This is a genomic window from Rhizobium sp. YTUHZ045, assembly GCF_051124255.1.
Lineage (GTDB): Bacteria > Pseudomonadota > Alphaproteobacteria > Rhizobiales > Rhizobiaceae > Rhizobium.
The window spans coordinates 205,328-224,210 of the sequence record NZ_CP101432.1 but is presented as its reverse complement, the minus strand read 5'-3'; the positions used below and the strand labels follow the sequence as shown (position 1 = coordinate 224,210).

The window sequence follows — 18,883 nt, the reverse complement described above, 5'->3', positions numbered from 1 at the left end:
GTTTCCGCCTTCATAGCGGATTTGCGCCGGTAAATCCCATGATAACAAGTGATGGCATATCGATTTTCGTGATGAATGACGGCCCGCCCGACAGCGGGCCGAAGACCCATCAGACGGCCGGGCGTTTGGCCAGCAGATCGCGAATCTCGGTCAGCAGCTGGACGTCGGCCGGCGGCGGCGGCAATTGTTCCGGCTCCTGCTTTTCCTGACGCTCGACCTGCTGGCGCAGATAGTTCACTGCCTTGACCATCAGGAAGATAATCCAGGCAAGGATCAGGAAGTTGATGAGAACGGTGAGGAAGCTGCCATAGGCGAAGACCGCCCCTTGGGCGCGGGCGGCGGCAAGTGTCGGCGCGTTGACGGCCGACGAGAGCGGCAGGAAATAATTGGAAAAATCGAAGCCCCCGAAAATGGCGCCGACGATCGGCATGATAAGGTCGTCGACCAGCGATTTGACGATGCCACCGAAGGCACCGCCGATGATGACGCCGACTGCAAGATCCATGACATTGCCGCGGGCGATAAAGGCCTTGAACTCATTGAGCATCGGATCCGTCTCCCTTCGATCCCATTTCAGAGATATGCCGTTGTTTCGATTAGCTACATTTTCGTTGCAATTAATCAATTGCAAATCGCAATTATCTGGTGAAGTCGCCACCAGGCCTTTGACTTAAGGTGTAGATGGACGGGAATTTTCAAGGCACCTGAAATGCCTTAAGCTGACTTCGTTGCGGGAGGTGCCGGCGGCTTTTCGCCGGCGGAGGACTAATGCTTCCAGGCTGGGTCATATTCGCGTCTGCCTTCGGCTATCTGCTCCTGCTTTTCGCCGTGGCAAGCTACGGCGACCGCAAGAACCGCGGTCCGGGCGCGCTCGAAGGCGGATGGCCCGTCGTCTATGCGCTCAGCCTTGCGATCTATTGCACCTCCTGGACCTATTTCGGCAGTGTCGGGCTTGCCGCCCAACGCGGCCTGGAATTTGCCGGCATCTATATCGGCCCCATCCTCGTCTTCACCTTCGGCATGCCGCTGCTTCGCCGCATCATCGAGCTTGCCAAGGCGGAGAAGCTCACCTCCGTCGCCGATTTCGTTGCCGCGCGTTACGGCAAGAATCCAACGGTCGCGACGATCGTGGCGCTGATCTCGCTGATCGGCACCATTCCCTATATAGCCTTGCAGCTGAAAGCGATCTCGAGCACCGTCAGCGCGATGGTCAATCCGTCCGACTACGGCATCGGCAGCGGTAATCTCTATTTCCTCGACCTGCCGCTCATAGCCACCCTGGTGCTTGCCTGCTTCGCCATCATGTTCGGCACGCGGCATACGGATGCGACGGAACATCAGGACGGCCTCATCCTCGCCGTCTCGATGGAATCGGTCGTCAAGCTCGTCGCCTTCCTGACAGCCGGGGTCTGCGTCATCTGGTTTCTCTTCGATGGCCCGGCGGACCTCTGGAGCAAAACCGTCGAGAACGACCTAGTCATGTCGGCGCTTAGCTATCATACGCCGATCAGCCGCTGGATCACGCTGATCGTGCTGTCGGCCTTCGCGATCATCATGCTGCCGCGGCAATTCCACGTCACCGTCGTCGAAAACCGAACGGCAAAGCAGCTGAAACTCGCGGGCTTCCTGTTTCCCAGCTACCTCGTCGCCATCAATCTCTTCGTGCTCCCGGTGGCGATCGGGGGCCTCCTGACCTTCGGCGGCACTGGCAATGCCGACTTCTACATGCTGTCGCTGCCGCTTGCCGGCCAGATGCCGGTGGTTTCGCTCATCACCTTCATCGGCGGCTTCTCCGCCGCAACGGCAATGGTCATCGTCGATTCTGTGGCGCTGTCGATCATGGTGTCGAACGACATCATCATGCCGATCTTCCTTCGGCGCAAACTTGCCGGCCGCGCCGGCCAGCGCGACGATTTCGCCAAGACGCTGCTCAACATCCGCCGCAGCGCCATCTTCGCCGTGCTGCTGTTCGGCTATGCCTACTACCGCTCGACCGACAGCACCGCCGGGCTCGCCTCGATCGGCTTGCTGTCCTTTGCGGCGATCGCGCAGATTGCGCCTGCGCTGTTCGGTGGGCTGATCTGGCGGCGGGCAAATGCGCGCGGCGCCATCCTCGGCCTGACCTCCGGCTTCACCATTTGGGTCTATCTGTTGTTCCTGCCGTCGCTCGGCGGTCCCGACTATTCCTATGTGGCGAGCGCCGTGCTCGGCTTCATCTTTCCGGGCGCGACGCTGTTTACCGCGCCCGACGCCGACCCGCTGGTCAATGCGACCGTCATGAGCCTGCTCGTCAACACGGCCTTCTTCATCGTCGGCTCGCTCACCCGCAATGCCCGACCGCTGGAGCGCATCCAGGCCGGCATCTTCGTCAAGCGGCATTCGCGATCGCAGTTTGCGACACGCGGCTGGAAGACCCGCATCAGCGTCGGCGATCTCAAGGCGGCGATCTCGCGTTATCTCGGCGAAGAGCGCATGCAGCGCTCGTTCACGACCTATGAGCAAAGTTCCGGCCGCAAGCTGGAGGACGAACAGCAGGCCGATATGGCACTGATCCATTTCAGCGAACAGTTGCTCGGCAGCGCCATCGGCTCGTCCTCGGCAAGGCTGGTGCTATCGCTGATTCTGCAGAAGATCGAGGACGCCTCGTCCGACACCGCATGGCTGCTCGACCAGGCAAGCGAAGCGCTGCAATATAACCAGGACATGCTGCAGACGGCGCTGTCGCAGATGGATCAGGGCATTGCCGTCTTCGACAGTTCCAACCGGCTGACGATCTGGAACCGACGCTTCCGGCAACTGCTTGAGCTGCCCGAGAGTGCCGGCCAGGTCGGCTTTCCCCTGTCGGAGATCGTTACCACACTCAGCCAGCGCGGGGACATCGCGCCCGGCGATCTCAACCAGACGGTGCGGCATTTCCTGACGCTCGACAAACCCTTCGCGCTGGTGCTCGGCGGCGGCGAGCGGATCATCGAGGTGCGCTCAAACGCCATGCCCGATAAGGGCATCGTCGCCACCTTCACCGATATCACCCAGCGCGTCAGCGCCGACCAGGCATTGAAGCAGGCGAATGAAACGCTGGAGCAGCGCGTCGCCGAACGGACGGCGGAACTCACCCGCGTCAACCGCGAACTTGCCGAGGCGCGGGCGGCCGCCGACGAGGCGAATATCGGCAAGACCCGCTTCTTCGCCGCCGCCGGCCACGACATTCTGCAGCCGCTCAACGCCGCCCGGCTCTATTCCTCGGCGCTGGTCGAGCGCATGGCGCAATCCGACAACAGCCCGATCGTGCGCAATATCGATTCGGCACTGGAATCGGTCGAAACCATCCTAGGCGCGGTGCTCGACATCTCCAGGCTCGATACCGGCGCCATGCGGCCGCGGCTCGCTTCGGTCGCGCTTTCCGACCTCCTGGAGCGAATCGAGACCGATTTTGCGCCGATCGCCCGTGAGAAACAGCTGAAGCTGGTGGTCATGCCGACATCGCTCAGGGTCCGCTCAGACCCGAACCTCCTGCGCCGCCTGGTGCAGAACCTCGTTTCCAACGCCATAAAATACACGATCACCGGCAAGGTGCTGGTCGGGGCGCGGCGGCGCGGGAACCAGGTGATCATTCAGGTGATCGATTCCGGCATCGGTATTCCGCCATCGAAATTTCGCACCGTGTTCAAGGAATTCGCGCGGCTGGATGAAGGCGCCAAGACTGCCTCCGGCCTCGGGCTCGGCCTTTCGATCGTCGACCGCATCTCCCGCGTGCTCAACCATCCGGTCGAGCTGCTCTCGACGCATGGCAGGGGCACTGAATTTCGCATCTCCATGCCGCTCGACGTCTCACGCCCGGCCGAGGCTGCGGTAGCCGTCACCCTCGCCGACCGCCCGGGGCAGCCGCTCAAGGGACTGAAAATCCTCTGCATCGACAACGAGCCGAATATCCTCGAAGGCATGCGGCTGCTGCTCAGCGGCTGGGGTTGCGAGGTGACGGCGCTTGATTGCCTTGCCGACGTGATCGCCATGGACGGCCGGGACGGGCCGCCGGATCTTGCCATCGCCGATTATCATCTCGACGACGGCACCGGCCTTGCCGCAATACTGCATCTGCGCCGACAGTTCGGCATCGACATCCCCGCCTTGCTTGTTACTGCCGACCGCACGCCTGAAGTGCGCAGCGAGGCGGAGCGGCACGATATCGCCGTTCAGCACAAACCGGTACGGCCGGCGGCGCTGCGCGCCTATATCACCCAGATATCCGGCCTCAAACGCGCGGCTGCGGAATAGCCGGCAAGCTCAGCCGGCCGGGCTGATGACGCGAGAGACGAGATCGCGCACACGCGCAGTATCCGGCACCTCGCCAAACAGGATGCGGTACATGATCGGCGCCACAACCTGATCCATCACAAGATCGACGTCCGGGAAGGTTTCGCCCCGCGCCTTTGCCCTGTCGGCGATGACGACGATCTGCTGTCGCGTATATTCGCAGCATTTGCTGGCGTTGGCGCCGGCCTGCGCCGCCAACACGTCGCGGATCATCTCGCGGCCCGGCCCGGAGGACATTTCATCGGCATATTGCTCGGCCCAGGCCTGAAGATCGGCCGTGCCGCTGCCGGCGTCGACCGGCTGCATATCGGGCCGCAGCCGCTCGACGGCGACATCAGCGAGAAGCTCCTGCAGGTCGCCCCAGCGGCGATAGATGGTCGACGGCGTCACGCCTGCCCTGGCGGCGATCAGCGGGATCGTCACCTCGGCGCGGTTCATCTCGGCCAACAGATCGCGTGCCGCCTTGTGCACCGACGCCTGGACCCGGGCGCTTCTGCCGCCCGGACGGAGATTCTCTTTCACTGCCATGCCTGCAACCCGACCTTCATCCTGACATCGATGGTTCAAAATCTTTGACAGGAGCATAAACGCAAATAATTTGCCTTTGCGAGGCATCCACCCTACATCGAGCTAACGCAACAGGTTAGCTTTAAGGGGTTTATATATGTTCGCCGCAGCCAAATCCACAGAGAATGCGCCGCGCCCCTCGATCGGTTTCCATGCGCTGACGCTCGCCACCTTCTTCGGCGCCTCCTCGGTGCCGACGCCACTCTACCGGATCTATCAGGAGAATTTCGCGATCTCGCCGGTGCTGATCACCGTTATTTTCGCCGTCTATGCCTTCGCGCTCTTGGCGGCGCTGCTGACAGCCGGCTCGATCTCAGATCATCTCGGCCGCAGGCCGGTAATCTTTTCCGCCCTGCTGCTCGAAATCGTTGCCATGATCCTATTCGTCGTCGCCAGCGGCCCCGGCTGGCTGATCGCGGCGCGGATCGTCCAGGGCATTGCCACCGGCATCGCCGGCGCCTCTCTCGGAGCAGCCCTTGTCGATGTCGACCGGGCGAAGGGACAGATCGTCAATTCGATCGCGCCGCTTTCCGGCATGGCGCTGGGTGCGGTCGGCACCAGCGCCCTGATTCAGTACGGCCCCTTCCCGATGCATCTCGTCTATGCGCTGCTGCTCGTCGCCTTCGCGTTGCAGGCGGCCGCCATCTGGCTGATCCCCGAGAGCGGCGGCACGCGCCCCGGCGTTTTCGGCTCGCTGGTCCCGCGCGTTTCCATTCCGCCGCAGGCGAGGCGGCCGCTCTCGCTGGTGACGCCGATCAATATCGCCAATTGGACGGTCGGCGGTTTCTACCTTTCTCTGGTCCCCTCCCTAGTCGCTACCACGACCGGCAGCGCCGCACCGCTGACGGGCGGAGCAGTCGTCGCCGCTTTGACGGCGAGCGGCGCGATCGCCGTCTATCTCAGGCGCGGCAGGACGGCCACGGCCAATCTCGGCTTCGGCGTATCGGCAAAGACGCTCGGCATCCTGACGGTCGTCGCCGGCGTGCATCTCGCCAATGTGCCGCTGCTGTTGATCGGCACTATTCTTACCGGCGCCGGTTTCGGCACCAATTTCCTGGGCTCGCTCGGCACCATCATGCCGCTCGCCAAAGCGGACGAGCGGGCCGGACTGCTGTCGGCCTTCTACGTGCAGAGCTACCTCGCCTTCAGCCTGCCGGCGATATTGGCAGGCTTCCTGGCGAAATCCGCCGGCTATCAAGTGACGACGGACATTTATGCGACGGCGATCCTGCTGTTGCTGGGCGTCGGCATCGTGGCCCTTCGCGCCGGCCGAGGAAAGACTGCGGAGAATGCGGCCTAATTCCGGAGGGAGGGTTCACGGCTGGAGATCCAGCAGTGCCCGGCCGCTGCCATCCATGGCGAAAGGCACCGAGGCGTGCTGGTGGGCGACCAGCCAGCGGCCATCCTGCTTGACGAGGCCGAGGGTCTGACGGAACCAGAGATCGACTTCGGTGCCATCGGTCTTCGTCCCGGTCATCCGCGTGAGGCCACTCCAGAAAGCGACATCCTCGCCGACCGTCAGTTTGGCATCGCGCACCTCGCCGCCAATCGGGCCTTCCCAGGTGTCGAACCAGGCCTGCAGGCCTGCCTTGTCCTTGCCGTTGATGACCAGCGGCGGCGCCAGGGAAAATTCCACGGAATCTTCGGCCTCGTAGGAAAGCGCCTCCTCGGCGTTCTTTTCCCCCAGCGCCTTGGCCCGCATCATCAGCATGGCGATGACCGCCTCTTCCTCGTGCCTAACAATTGCTTCGTCTTTCACGGCCGTTCTCCTTTTCCGCTATGGACAGAGGACGAGCGGCAGGAGAACGATCCGACAATGATGCATTTCACTCTCGGCAATTTCGGACACAAGATCGCTGCGTTCTACCGGAATTACTTCAGAGATAACTCGTCACTGCGGGCTCGTTCCACCAGGCATCGTGCCTGCCATCGGCGTAACGAACCGGCAGCCCCGCCAGTTCCTCCGGCCTAATATTATCCAGGCAGGCGATGTTGATCGAGACATAGGCGCCGCCGATCGCCTCGACATAACCGTCGCCATAGGCCGGCACCCCGCAGGTGCGGCAGAAGCGGTGATGGCCGCTCATCGTGTTGAACTGGTAATCGGATGTCTCCGCCGGGTCGGACATCAGGCGGAAATCCTCGGGCTTGACGTTGGCGCCCCAATAGCGCCGCTTGGCACAGATCGAACAATTGCAGCGGCCGGTGCCGGCTTCGAGGTCGATATCCACCTCGTAGTGCACTTTGCCACAATGGCAGCTTCCCTTGTAAGTCTTCTTCATGGCGATCTCCCCATCGGCGTTGCTTTCAGCATGTCAATATGACAATGTGTTGTCATTATGAATGAGATACAGAATAGACAACATGTTGTCAAACAGAATCGGCCGGAGCGAACGGTGGAAGGGGATGCCTTTTCCGCTTTCGCGATCACAGCCCTGCGTCTGGCCGCTCACCTGACGGCGGCCGGCGACCGGTTGGCGAAGCCTGCAGGACAGACCAGTGCGCGCTGGCAGGTGCTCGCCGCGGCAGGGCGCGGCGACCTGTCGGTGGCGCAGATCGCCCGCGCGCTCGGCCTCGCTCGTCAGGGCGTTCAGCGGCTAGCCGACGTGCTGGAGAGCGAAGGGCTGATCGCCTATGCCGACAACCCGCAGCATCAGCGCGCCAAGCTGGTGCGACTGACGACGGACGGGGCGGCACGGCTCGGGGCGATCGAGGTGGCGCAGGCAGGATGGGCAAACAAGCTCGGCGCCGCGTTTACCTCAGCCGAGCTCGATGTGGCGCGGGCTGTCATGGCGCGGGCAATGGAGGCGATGGAGGTGGACGAGGCGTCCGGCGGTTGAGCAATTCGCCCCGCGGTGATGCGCCCGCCGTGGACTGAAAACGAAAAAAGGCCGGGCTAACCCGACCTTCCCTGCCACCTCGACGAACCGTGCCAGTACATCCGTGGTCACGATCCGGAGATGATATTCAAGCCCCGGAGGCTCAGGCCGCCTGGAGGCGGTCTGCCGACATCTTGCCGGATTTGTTGTCGCGGACGAGATCGTAGGACAGCTTCTGGCCATCCTTGAGGTCACGCATGCCGGCGCGTTCAACGGCCGAGATGTGGACGAAAACGTCGGCAGCGCCGTCGTCCGGCTGAATGAAGCCGAAGCCCTTGGTTGCGTTGAACCACTTTACGGTACCTGTGTTCATGACGATATCCTTTCGAATCGCTCATAGAAGATTGCAGCCCGGAAATACCGAACGGCGATGAAAACCGATTTTGGAGGAAGGTCGCCAGGAACGACGCAAGCGCCGTTTCAAAGTTCATCTAGCAAGATCGATGTGCACGGGTGTAATCGGAAATTGTGTCCGCGGCAAGGCGTCGGCAAGGAAAAGTGGAATTCGGCGAACTGGAGAAAGCGGGATTCTTTTGCGCCATGACCTGGCATCCCTCTGCCCTGCCCGGCAGAGGGTGGCTACGTTTGGCGGAAACGATAGCAAAAACAGATTACGCTGCCGCCTTCGCGCCTGCATAGGGATCGAACCGCCCATAAAATGTCTCACCCTTGGCGGCCATATCCTTCAACAGCGGCGTCGGCTTGAAATGCTCTCCGTAAGCTGACGCTAACTTTTCTGCCAGTTCCACGAATGCCTTTACACCCATCCCATCGATATAGCTCAGCGCCCCGCCGGTGTAGGGCGCGAAGCCAAAGCCGAGGATCGAGCCGACATCAGCTTCGCGCGGATCTGTGACGATGCCTTCCTCGACCGTCCGGGCGGCTTCGAGCGCGATGGTGACGAGGAAACGTTGCTTGAGGATGGCGACGTCGACCTCGTCCGGGCTTTTCTGCGGATAGAAGCTCTTCAGCTCCGGCCAGAGCGACTTCTTCGCCGGTTTCGGCGGATAGTCATAGAAGCCCTTGGAATTCTTGCGGCCGAAGCGTCCTTCCTTTTCGACGATGCGGGAGATCAGCTCCATGTGCCTGGGATCGACAGCCCTTTCGCCGAGATCGGCGACCGTCGCCTTGAGGATCTTCAGCGAAAGGTCGATCGCCACCTCGTCGTTCAAAGCCAGCGGCCCCACAGGCATGCCGGCCATCTTGGCGGCATTCTCGATCATGGCGGGCGGCACGCCCTCGATCAGCATGTCGTAGCTTTCCGACATGTAGCGCAGCACGCAGCGATTGACGAAGAAGCCGCGGGTGTCGTTGACGACGATCGGCGTCTTCTTGATCGCCGCGACATAATCGAGTGCGACGGCGAGCGCCTTGTCGCCGGTTTCGCCTCCGAGGATCACCTCGGTCAGCATCATCTTTTCGACCGGCGAGAAGAAGTGAATGCCGATGAAGTCGGCGGGGCGTTTCGAATTCTTCGCAAGGCCCGTGATCGGCAGCGTCGAGGTATTGGAGGCGAAGATCGCGCCCTCGGGCAGCACTGCTTCGACCGCCTCGATAACAGCCTTCTTGACTTCGCGATCCTCGAACACGGCCTCGATGACGAGGTCGGCATTGGCGAGATCGGCATAATCGGCCGACGGCGAGATGCGGGAAAGAAGGGCTGCCGCTTCGTCCTGCGTCAGCCTTCCCTTACCGATCGAATCCTTAACGAGCCCTTCGGAGACGGCCTTGCCCTTGGCGGCCGCTTCCATATCGCGGTCGATCAGAGTCACCGGAATGCCGGCGGCGGCGGTGACATAGGCGATCGAGGCGCCCATGAAGCCGGCGCCGACGACGCCGACATGTTTCAGCTCCGTCTTCGGGATACCGGCCGGGCGGCGTGCGCCCTTGCCGAGCTCCTGCATGGAGATGAACAACGAGCGGATCATCGAGAAAGCTTCCCGGGTCTGCAGCACCTCGGTGAAATAACGCTGCTCAATCTTCAGACCGGTGTCGAACGGCACCTGCAGGCCTTCATAGACGCATTTCAGGATGGCGAGCGCTGCCGGATAATTGCCCGACGTCTCGCGGCGCAGGATCGCCGGCGCGGCCGGCCAGAGCTGCGCGGAGGCCGGCGTCCAGATGCCGCCGCCCGGCAGCTTGAAGCCTTTCTCGTCCCACGGCGCGACCGGCTTCAGGCCATCCCTGATCATTTGCTTGGCGGCGGGGATCAGCTGATCCGGCTCGACCACCTGGTGCACGAGGTTCATTGCCTTGGCGCGCGAGCCGCTCAACGACTGGCCTGTCGTCATCATCTGCAGCGCGTCCTGGGCATTGGCGAGGCGCGGCACGCGTTGGGTGCCGCCGGCGCCGGGGAAGATCCCGACCTTGACCTCGGGCAGCGCGATCTTGACGCTCTTGGCATTGGAAGCGACGCGGCCGTGGCAGGCAAGCGACAGTTCGAAGGCGCCGCCCATGCAGGTGCCGTTGATCGCCGACACCCAGGGCTTGCCGGAGGTTTCGAGCTTGCGGAACAGGCCGCTCATCCGGCCGACCAGACCAAAGAGCGTCTGCACCGCCGTCTCCGGGCTCTTGGCTTTCTCCTCCTGGTAGGAGCTGAACATCGACTTGATCATCGAAAGATCAGCGCCGCCGGAGAAGGAGGATTTGCCTGAGGTGAATACGACGCCCTTGACGGCGACGTCAGCGGTCGTCGCGTCGATGATGGCGTTGAGCTCCTCCATCACCTCGGCGGTGAAGACATTCATCGATTTCCCGGGCATGTCCCATTTGACGAGAGCGATGCCGTCGGCGTCGGTTTCGAGCGTGAAATTGGTGTAGCTGCTCATTGGGAATTCCTCTCCCTGAATTCTCTTGCGGTGAAGCCCTCCCCTTGTGGAGAGGGTCGCGATCCCATCAGACGCGTTCGATAACCGTTGCCGTGCCCATGCCGGCGCCGATGCAGAGCGTCACCAGCGCGGTGTTGAGGTCGCGGCGCTCCAGCTCGTCGAGCACGGTTCCGAGGATCATCGCGCCGGTGGCGCCGAGCGGATGGCCCATGGCGATGGCACCGCCATTGACGTTGATGCTGTCGTGATCGATGTCGAAGGCCTGCATGTAGCGCAGCACCACGGCGGCGAAGGCCTCGTTCAACTCAAAGAGGTCGATGTCCGACAGGCTCATGCCGGTCCGCTTCAACAGCTTTTCGGTCACGTCGACGGGGCCGGTCAACATCAGCGCCGGATCGGAGCCGATATTGGCGAAAGCCTTGATGCGGCCACGCGGCTTCAGCCCCATGCTCTCACCGCCAGCCTTCGATCCCAGGAGCACCGCAGCGGCGCCATCGACGATGCCGGAGGAATTGCCGGCATGGTGGACGTAGTTGATCCGCTCGATCTCGGGATGGGCCTGGATGCCGACGGCTTCGAAGCCACCCATCTCGCCGGGCATCTGGAAGGAGGGGTTGAGAGAGGCAAGCGCCTGCATATCGGTGCCGGGGCGCATGTGCTCGTCCTTATCCAGGATCGTCAGGCCGTTCTGGTCCTTGACCGGGATCACCGACTTGTCGAACCAGCCCTGCTGCCAGGCATGGGCGGCGCGCTTCTGGCTCTCGACGGCGTAGGCATCGACATCGGTTCTGCTGAAGCCGTATTTGGTGGCGATGAGATCGGCCGAGACGCCCTGCGGCATAAAATAGGCCGGGAAATTCACCGACGGATCCATGAACCAGGCGCCGCCCGACATGCCCAGGCCGACGCGCGACATGCTTTCCACACCGCCTGCGATGACGATGTCGTCGGCGCCTTGGGCGATCTTGCCGGCGGCGAAATTGACGGCATCGAGGCCGGAGGCGCAGAAGCGAGAGATCTGCATGCCGGGCGCACGGGTGGAATAACCGGCTTCGAAGGCGGCAGCCTTGGGGATGACGGCGCCGGCATCCATGACCGGGTCGACGCAGCCCATGATGATGTCGTCGACGGTTGTCGTGTCGAGCCCGTTGCGGTCGCGGATCGCTTCCAGCGTCTTGGCGGCGAGGCGGACGGAAGGCACCTCATGCAGGGCGCCGTCCTTCTTGCCGCGGCCGCGCGGCGTGCGGACGTGATCGTAAATGAAAACCTCGGTCATTGTCTCGTCTCCCTGATGGCGCAGACGCGCCTTTGAATTCTGCGAAGACCAAATAGCCCTTCGTTTTAAGCTCAGGGCGTTCGGCGCTCGAAACGATTCACCGGATCGTTTCGTCGGCTGCGCCGACCGCTTTCTCACCCCCAACCCTCCCCACAAGGGGAGGGAGAACCGGCTCAAAACGCTTCCGCGGCCAACGCCATCATCGTGTCGGCGCCGGCTTCGATGCGGGTCTTGCGAAGGGCGGTTTCCGGCATGATCCGCTCCATGAAGAATTTCGCCGTGGTCAACTTGTTCTTCAGGTAATCCTCGCGGGCGGCATCGCCCGAGGCAAGGCCGTCCTCGGCGGCCTTCGCCATCTTCGCCCACATATAGCCGAGAACGACGAGACCGAAGAGATGCATGTAATCGGTCGAACCGGCGCCGGCATTGTCGGGCTTGGCCATGGCGTTCTGCATGAACCACATGGTCGCGGCCTGGACGTCGTTCAAGCCCTTCTTCAGATGCTTGGTGAAGAAGGAGAGCTTTTCGTCGCTGCGGTTCTCCTCGCAGAAATCGCCGATTTCCTTGAACAGCGCCATGGCGGCGCGGCCGCCGTTGAGCGCGAGCTTGCGCCCGACGAGATCGAGCGCCTGAATGCCGTTGGCGCCTTCGTAGATCATGGCGATGCGGGCATCGCGCACATACTGGCTCATGCCGTGCTCTTCGATATAGCCGTGGCCGCCGAAGACCTGCTGGGCCATGACGGCGTGGTCGAAGCCCCTGTCGGTCATCACACCCTTGAGGATCGGGGTGACGAGGCCGAGAATGTCGTCAGCGGTCTGGCGCTCTTTCTCGTCGGTGGCGCGGTGGGCGATATCGGACTTCAGCGCGGTCCAGAGCAAAAAGGCGCGGCCGGCCTCGTTGAAGGCGCGAATGGTCATCAGAGTCCGGCGGATATCGGGATGGACGATGATCGGATCGGCCTTCTTATCCGGCGCCTTGACGCCGGAGAGCGAGCGGCCCTGGATGCGGTCGCGGGCATAATTCGCGGCGTTCTGATAGGCGATTTCGGAAATGGCGATGCCCTGCAGGCCGACCATCAGGCGCGCCTCGTTCATCATCACGAACATGGCATTGAGGCCGCGGTTTTCGGCGCCAATCAGGAAGCCGGTCGCCTCGTCGTAATTCATGACGCAGGTGGCGTTGCCGTGGATGCCCATCTTGTGCTCGATCGCACCGCAGGACACGGCATTGCGGTCGCCAAGAGCGCCGTCCTTGCCGACCAGGTATTTCGGGACGATGAAGAGCGAGATGCCCTTGGTGCCCTCGGGGGCCCCCTCGATGCGAGCCAGAACCAGATGGACGATGTTGTCGGTCAGATCGTGCTCGCCGGCAGAGATGAAGATCTTCTGGCCGGATATTTTATAGCTGTCGTCGGCCTGCGGCACCGCCCGGGTGCGCAGCATGCCGAGATCAGTGCCGCAATGCGGCTCGGTCAGGTTCATCGTGCCGGACCAGGAGCCGTCGACCATCTTCGGCAGATAGGTCTCCTTCTGCTCCTGCGTGCCATGGACGAGGATCGCGGCGATCGCACCCTGCGTCAGGCCCGGATACATCATCAGCGACATGTTGGCGGCGGAGGTATATTCGCCGACGGCGGCATGCAGCGTATAGGGAAGCCCCTGGCCGCCGAATTCTTCCGGCACGGCAAGGCCGATCCAGGCGCCTTCGCGATAGGCATTATAGGCTTCCTTGAAGCCCTTCGGCGTCGAGACACTGGCGTCGTCCTGACGTCTGCAGCCTTCCTGGTCGCCGGAATAATTGACCGGAAAAAGAACTTCTTCGGCCACCTTGGCTGCCTCGCCGAGGATCGCCTCGATCATATCGGGCGTCGCATCGGCAAACCCGGGAAGATTGTTGTAGCGTTCGAGGCCCAGCACGTCGTTCAAAACGAAAAGCGTATCGTTCACCGGGGCCTTGTAGACTGGCATCTCTCAATTTCCTCCCATTCGGATAACCGGATCGCGCCGGCCTTGGTCATCGTCTTACAAAATATTGACGTTTGCGTAAACGTCAAATCCTGCAACTGCGCTCGCTTTTGTGAAAAAAAATCTGATCCTGTGCATCTGCGCCCCATGAGGAGACGTCAACTCCCCTTCCTTGTCCATCGCTGAACGGCGTATAAGCGGAGGCGTCTTTCAATCCGCAAATCGCAATGCTTCAGGGGGAACCGCGGCATGATCAGTTTCGAGGCGATAAGGCAGCGTGCGGAAGAGCGAAAAGGGGGTGCGGCCGCGCTGCAGGCAATGCTCGAGAAGCACCAGCCGGATCACGACCGGTTGCGCGCCATGCCGGATGACCGCATCCTGGCCGACATGACCCGCCGCATCTTCTACAGCGGCTTCGTGCAGAAGGTGATCGATGCGAAATGGCCGGGCTTCGAGGCGGCGTTTTCCGGCTTCGATCCGGCGGCGCTGAATATCGCGCCCGACGATTACTGGCATGAACTGACATCGGACGAGCGGATCATCCGCAACGGCGCGAAGATCATGTCGGTTCGCGCCAATGCCGCCTTCGTCAGAGAGCTGGCGAGGGAATATGGCAGCGCCGGCGCCTTTTTCGCCGACTGGCCGCGGGAGGACCAGATCGGCCTTCTCGATCTGTTGAGTAAACGCGGCAGCCGGCTCGGCGGCATGACTGGCCAGTATTTCCTGCGCGGCATCGGCCGCGACAGCTTCGTGGCCACGATCGACGTGCTCGCCTGCCTGAGATCGGCCGGCGTGCCGCTCTCCTCCTCCGGCACGACCAAGAAGGACAAGCAGCTGATCCAGCAGGCCTTCAACGACTGGGCTGCCGAGACCGGCCTTCCTTTCATCCACCTCTCGCGCATCAGCGCCTATTCGATCGATGCCGCGCACTGAAATTCCGGCCTGGCGATGTCTATCCGATCCGGCGAATTTCACGGCAATTGCCGCCTAAAGAAGCCTTTCGGCTGCAAACGTTAAAAAATTCTCATCTATCTTAACGGCTTGTTTACCACGTTTCGTGAAAGGTGCGGATTGAGCCGTAGTGATCCGCATTCCTTTTCCCAGTCCCGCGTTCCTAAAGAATGCCGCTACATCGTTCAGCCTGAGGAAAGTCTAATTGACTATCTTCTTATGGATGATGCGCTCCGGTCCGCGTGAAGACGTGGGCAGCAGACGAAGAAGCCACGGATCGAGCTCTGACGAGAGGTCGAGCAGTCGAAGCGAGCAAGAAGATGAACGGATCGCGATCAAATCCTTCCCGACAGTCCGACAGGACCTCGCTCGATGCGCTGAACCGCACGATCGAAGGGCTGGAGGCGCGCATCGAAGGGCTGATGGGCAGCGGACGCGATCAGCGGACGCGCACGCCAACGGCCGAGCGCGATCCTTATGCGGCCTCCAATGCGCCGCGCCCCACACGAGCGCCGGTCGAGCCGCGGCCGGATCCGCTGGCGGAAATTCGCCAGCGCCAGCGCGTATTGGAAGCGGGCCGCGAACGCTCCTATGGGCGCGAGCAGGCCACCCAGCTGCGTGACCCCGCACCGCGCGCCGCCGCGCCACTGGCCGCCTCTGCCTTGCGGGCCGGCGACGACACGATGACCGAGATCGCCCAGGCGCTCGTCAACCTCAGGCAGGACTTGAAGCGCGATATTTCCGAGGGCGTGACCCGCGAGATGAGCGCACTGCGCGCCGAACTGCGCGAGATCAAGGCGACCGCCGGAGACAGCCGCTTCGCCGACGACATTCGCGCCGACATGAACCGCCTGGCCCAAAGCATCAGCCAGTTGACCGGCCGCTCGAGCGGCCCGGAGGCCGTCGGCCTGCGCGAGGATTTCGAGGAGCTGCGATCGCTGATGGACGGGCTGGCGCGCGAGGAATCGCTGCGCCATATGGAAAACCGCTGGGACGGCGTCGAGAGCCGGCTTGCCGCACTCGACACCGAGGGGCTGCAGGAAGAGCTCGTTTCGCTGGCCTACCGACTCGACGATATTAAGCGCCATCTCGGCGGCATGGGCGAAAGCCCCGCGGTCCGAGCGCTGGAAGACAAGCTCATCGCCATCGCCACGGCGATGGAGCAGTTCGGCAACATGATCCAGCCGCATGACCGGGTCATGTCCGAGCAGTTCGCCGCCATGGATATGCGCCTCGACGAGATCAGCCGGGCGATTGCGGCAAGCGGCCGCGCAGCTGCCGCCAACGATCCGACGCTGATGCAGCGGCTGGAAAGCCGCCTGTCGTCGCTCGCCGACCAGATCGACCTGATGAGCCACGACGCGGCCAGCCGGGCAACCCCAGCCGACGAGCTGGCGATGCGGCTGGAAGCGCTGACGGAGCGCGTCGAGGAGCTGGCCAAGGCGGAAACGACGTCCCGGCTCGACGAGCGGCTGGAACATCTATCCTACCTGCTGGAGCGCACGCAGAAGGCGGCCGCGCAACCCGACCTCACCGGCCCGCTTTCCGACATCTCCCGCAAGATCGATGCGCTCGAGAATGGAGCGGTCAATGACGTGCTGGCGCAGCGGCTCGATTATCTCGCCCGGCGGATCGACGAGATGGCGTTTCAGCAGCCCGCGCCTGCCGTGGCGATCGATGACAGAGCTTTCCAGCGTCTCGAAGGTCGGCTGAGCGACATCGCCGCCCGGCTGGAAGAAACAACGGCGGCGCCGCCGACCGATCCGCAAGCGCTGAAGAACCTCGAAGACCAGATTGCCAACCTTTCGGCGCTGATGAGCGAGCCGCGCGAAAGTGCCGCGATCCCGGCCGACCTCGACCGGCGCATGGGCGCGATCGAAGATTATATGGCGACAAGCGACGAATATATCATCGAGGCGGCGCGTCAAGCGGCGGAGGCCGTCGTCGAGGCCTATTCGCGCAATGGCGGCCTGCAGGGCGGCGTGCCCGCCGCCGACATGTCGGCGCTGACGGCGCTGGCCGAGGATCTGCGCCATCTCGAGGATATCAGCCGCGACAGCGAGGAGCGCACGCACAAGACCTTCAAGGCGCTGCACGAGACGCTGGTCCACATCGCCGACCGGCTCGACGGCATGGAAGAGCGCGGACGGCCGATCGCTCAGATGCCGATGGCCGACGTCGATTTCGATGTCGACCCCTATGCGCTGATGGTGGCTGAAGCCGCCCAGACGGCGGACGTGCCCCCGGCAGCGAAAGCCTCTCCGGTCATCCGCACAGCCGAGGTCGCGGCGGAACCTGCCGCCCCCGCCCAGGCCGCGAGCATGAGCGCAACAAGCGCGATCGCCATCGAAGCCGCGACGCGGCCGCCGGAGACCCAGACACCGGCGCCGGGAAAAACCAGCCTGTTCGCCAGCCTTGGCAAGCGGCTGCGGCCCGGCAAAAAAGCCGAGGCGCAGGCGAAGGAACGACCGGTGATCGACCCTGCGCCGTCGATCGATCCCGCCGACGTGGTCCCGACGGATGCGGCGAACGAACTGCTCGAGCCGGGTTCGGGCGCGCCCGACGTCAAGAAGATTCTTGAACGGGTGCGCGCCAGCCAGAGTGCCCAACGCGGCAAGCCTGCCATCGAGACGGATCGGGCCGACTACATTGCGGCTGCGCGCCGGGCGGCGCAGGCAGCCGCAATGGAAGTGGACGCCAATCCAAAGCAGGCGGCAACCAAGGCCGACAAAAAGGCCGCAAATGCCGACAAGACGAGCAAGACCGACAAGGCGGGCAAGCCCAGCGCCTTTTCGCGCTACCGCCGACCGATCCTTCTCGCCGTCGGCGCCGTCTTGCTCGCCATCATGGCCTTTCCGCTGGCGCGGACGTTGACGAGCGGCGAACCCGCACCGCAGCCGCCGGCGGAGGTCTCTGCGCTGACGGGGGCGACGGAAAACCCGCAGCCGGTTCCGCCTGAGGTGACACCCGCCCAGCCGGACACCGGCGCTGCCGATCTGAACGTCCCTGCAGCGGCGAGCGCACCGGCCGCCGATCAGGCGCAACCGGAAACAGCCTCGCCGGCCGCAGGCGATCATCTGACCGATGCAACGCCGCTCGATGGCGAAGGGGCTGCAACTTTGGCCCCCGCCGGTTCGTCCGCGACAATGCAGGAAACATCGAGCTTCACTCCGAACAGCCCGACCGCAGCGGCGGCCGCGCCGCAGGCAGCGATCACCATCCCCGACACCGTGCAGCCGAAATCACTTGCCGATGCGGCACAGGGCGGCGACTCCCTGGCGCTGTTCGAGATCGGCGCACGCTATTCGGACGGCCGCAACGGCATGACCGTCGATCAGAAACAGGCCGCAGGCTGGTACCAGCTTTCGGCCGACAAGGGTTTTGCGCCGGCACAATACCGGCTCGGCAGCATGTATGAGAAGGGCAACGGCGTCGAACGCGACATCGCCAAGGCGAAGGGCTTCTACGAGCAGGCGGCGAACCGGGGCAATGCCAGCGCCATGCACAATCTAGCCGTTCTCTACGCCTCCGGCGCGCTCGGCCAGCAGGATTATGCGACGGCGGCCTCGTGGTTCACCAAGGCCGCCAATCTCGGCATCACCGACAGCCAGTTCAACCTGGCGATCCTCTGCGCCAGGGGCAACGGCGTTCCGGCGGATCTCGAAGAATCCTATAAGTGGTTCGCGATCGCCGCCAAGGCCGGCGACAAGGATGCAGCACAGAAGCGCGATGAAGTGGCCAACGCCATGAAGCCTGACCAGCTCGAACGGGCGCGCGCCAAGGCCGACCTCTGGAAGCCGGAACCGCTCGACCATCGCGCCAACGGCATCGACATCCCCGACGAATGGGCTGGCACAGGCATGAAGACGGCAACCGTCGACATGAAGAAGGCGATCCGCAACATCCAGGCGATCCTCAACAATAACGGTTTCGACGCCGGCGTGCCCGACGGCGAAATGGGGGCGAAAACCGTCGCCGCGATCAAGAGCTTCCAGAAGTCGATCGGCCAGGAGCCGGACGGCAAGGTGAGCGACGCGACCGTGAAGGCGCTGCTCGAACGCAACAAGCAGGTCGCCAAGGCGATCTAAGGTGCGTCTACGGAGG

13 protein-coding genes are annotated in these 18,883 nt (G+C 63.1%); 5 read left to right on the top strand and 8 right to left on the bottom strand.

Going from position 1 to position 18,883, the window contains the following annotated elements:
- Positions 1–109 precede the first annotated feature (109 nt).
- Entirely contained in the window at positions 110–547 is a 438-nt protein-coding gene (gene mscL, locus NMA58_RS01105) for a large conductance mechanosensitive channel protein MscL (protein ID WP_011423936.1), read from the bottom strand.
- Between the two features lie 221 nt (positions 548–768).
- Here mscL and NMA58_RS01100 point away from each other — a divergent pair, with 221 nt between their 5' ends.
- Positions 769–4,272 (top strand): PAS domain-containing hybrid sensor histidine kinase/response regulator, encoded by a 3,504-nt coding sequence (locus NMA58_RS01100; RefSeq protein WP_221113064.1) that lies wholly within the window; start codon positions 769–771, stop codon positions 4,270–4,272.
- Between the two features lie 9 nt (positions 4,273–4,281).
- Here NMA58_RS01100 and NMA58_RS01095 read toward each other — a convergent pair whose 3' ends face one another.
- The gene (locus tag NMA58_RS01095) at positions 4,282–4,839 is read right to left on the bottom strand and encodes a TetR/AcrR family transcriptional regulator (protein ID WP_183705953.1); all 558 of its coding nucleotides are present in this window, start codon (positions 4,837–4,839) and stop codon (positions 4,282–4,284) included.
- Positions 4,840–4,975: 136 nt separating this feature from the next.
- Between NMA58_RS01095 and NMA58_RS01090 the strand changes: the two genes are divergently transcribed.
- Complete coding sequence (locus NMA58_RS01090; RefSeq protein WP_434712028.1) at positions 4,976–6,178, top strand: MFS transporter; 1,203 nt, start codon at positions 4,976–4,978, stop codon at positions 6,176–6,178.
- A gap of 15 nt (positions 6,179–6,193) precedes the next feature.
- On the opposite strand, the gene NMA58_RS01085 is transcribed toward NMA58_RS01090, so the two are convergent.
- Together NMA58_RS01085 and NMA58_RS01080 are read right to left on the bottom strand one after the other, a co-directional pair.
- Complete coding sequence (locus NMA58_RS01085; RefSeq protein ID WP_434712027.1) at positions 6,194–6,637, bottom strand: YybH family protein; 444 nt, start codon at positions 6,635–6,637, stop codon at positions 6,194–6,196.
- A 118-nt stretch (positions 6,638–6,755) separates the two neighbouring features.
- On the bottom strand, positions 6,756–7,160 hold the full coding sequence (locus NMA58_RS01080; protein WP_085776860.1) for a GFA family protein: 405 nt from the start codon (positions 7,158–7,160) through the stop codon (positions 6,756–6,758).
- A 57-nt stretch (positions 7,161–7,217) separates the two neighbouring features.
- Here NMA58_RS01080 and NMA58_RS01075 point away from each other — a divergent pair, with 57 nt between their 5' ends.
- Positions 7,218–7,718, top strand: coding sequence for a MarR family winged helix-turn-helix transcriptional regulator (locus NMA58_RS01075; protein WP_434712026.1), 501 nt, complete (start codon positions 7,218–7,220; stop codon positions 7,716–7,718).
- Positions 7,719–7,860: 142 nt separating this feature from the next.
- Here NMA58_RS01075 and NMA58_RS01070 read toward each other — a convergent pair whose 3' ends face one another.
- The 4 genes from NMA58_RS01070 to NMA58_RS01055 form a co-directional block, all read right to left on the bottom strand.
- Positions 7,861–8,070, bottom strand: coding sequence for a cold-shock protein (locus NMA58_RS01070; RefSeq protein ID WP_011423929.1), 210 nt, complete (start codon positions 8,068–8,070; stop codon positions 7,861–7,863).
- A gap of 298 nt (positions 8,071–8,368) precedes the next feature.
- Positions 8,369–10,585, bottom strand: a complete 2,217-nt coding sequence (locus tag NMA58_RS01065; RefSeq protein WP_183705960.1) for an FAD-dependent oxidoreductase — start codon at positions 10,583–10,585, stop codon at positions 8,369–8,371.
- A 67-nt stretch (positions 10,586–10,652) separates the two neighbouring features.
- Positions 10,653–11,861, bottom strand: coding sequence for an acetyl-CoA C-acetyltransferase (locus NMA58_RS01060; RefSeq protein WP_085776857.1), 1,209 nt, complete (start codon positions 11,859–11,861; stop codon positions 10,653–10,655).
- 173 nt (positions 11,862–12,034) lie between these two features.
- The gene (locus NMA58_RS01055; protein ID WP_434712025.1) at positions 12,035–13,831 is read right to left on the bottom strand and encodes an acyl-CoA dehydrogenase C-terminal domain-containing protein; all 1,797 of its coding nucleotides are present in this window, start codon (positions 13,829–13,831) and stop codon (positions 12,035–12,037) included.
- Between the two features lie 246 nt (positions 13,832–14,077).
- Here NMA58_RS01055 and NMA58_RS01050 point away from each other — a divergent pair, with 246 nt between their 5' ends.
- Together NMA58_RS01050 and NMA58_RS01045 are read left to right on the top strand one after the other, a co-directional pair.
- Positions 14,078–14,761: a DNA-3-methyladenine glycosylase I gene (locus NMA58_RS01050; RefSeq protein ID WP_434712024.1), complete on the top strand. Its 684-nt coding sequence runs from the start codon at positions 14,078–14,080 to the stop codon at positions 14,759–14,761.
- Positions 14,762–15,099: 338 nt separating this feature from the next.
- Positions 15,100–18,867 carry a peptidoglycan-binding protein gene (locus NMA58_RS01045; RefSeq protein WP_434712023.1) on the top strand — a complete coding sequence of 1,256 codons (3,768 nt, stop codon included), beginning with the start codon at positions 15,100–15,102 and terminating at the stop codon, positions 18,865–18,867.
- Positions 18,868–18,883: the final 16 nt, after the last annotated feature.

Bases quoted from the DNA above. Each gene is read 5' to 3' on its own strand.
- mscL (WP_011423936.1), bottom strand. From the start codon at position 547: ATGCTCAATGAGTTCAAGGCCTTTATCGCCCGCGGCAATGTCATGGAT.
- NMA58_RS01100 (WP_221113064.1), top strand. From the start codon at position 769: ATGCTTCCAGGCTGGGTCATATTCGCGTCTGCCTTCGGCTATCTGCTC.
- NMA58_RS01095 (WP_183705953.1), bottom strand. From the start codon at position 4,839: ATGGCAGTGAAAGAGAATCTCCGTCCGGGCGGCAGAAGCGCCCGGGTC.
- NMA58_RS01090 (WP_434712028.1), top strand. From the start codon at position 4,976: ATGTTCGCCGCAGCCAAATCCACAGAGAATGCGCCGCGCCCCTCGATC.
- NMA58_RS01080 (WP_085776860.1), bottom strand. From the start codon at position 7,160: ATGAAGAAGACTTACAAGGGAAGCTGCCATTGTGGCAAAGTGCACTAC.
- NMA58_RS01075 (WP_434712026.1), top strand. From the start codon at position 7,218: ATGAATGAGATACAGAATAGACAACATGTTGTCAAACAGAATCGGCCG.
- NMA58_RS01070 (WP_011423929.1), bottom strand. From the start codon at position 8,070: ATGAACACAGGTACCGTAAAGTGGTTCAACGCAACCAAGGGCTTCGGC.
- NMA58_RS01065 (WP_183705960.1), bottom strand. From the start codon at position 10,585: ATGAGCAGCTACACCAATTTCACGCTCGAAACCGACGCCGACGGCATC.
- NMA58_RS01060 (WP_085776857.1), bottom strand. From the start codon at position 11,861: ATGACCGAGGTTTTCATTTACGATCACGTCCGCACGCCGCGCGGCCGC.
- NMA58_RS01055 (WP_434712025.1), bottom strand. From the start codon at position 13,831: ATGCCAGTCTACAAGGCCCCGGTGAACGATACGCTTTTCGTTTTGAAC.
- NMA58_RS01050 (WP_434712024.1), top strand. From the start codon at position 14,078: ATGATCAGTTTCGAGGCGATAAGGCAGCGTGCGGAAGAGCGAAAAGGG.
- NMA58_RS01045 (WP_434712023.1), top strand. From the start codon at position 15,100: ATGAACGGATCGCGATCAAATCCTTCCCGACAGTCCGACAGGACCTCG.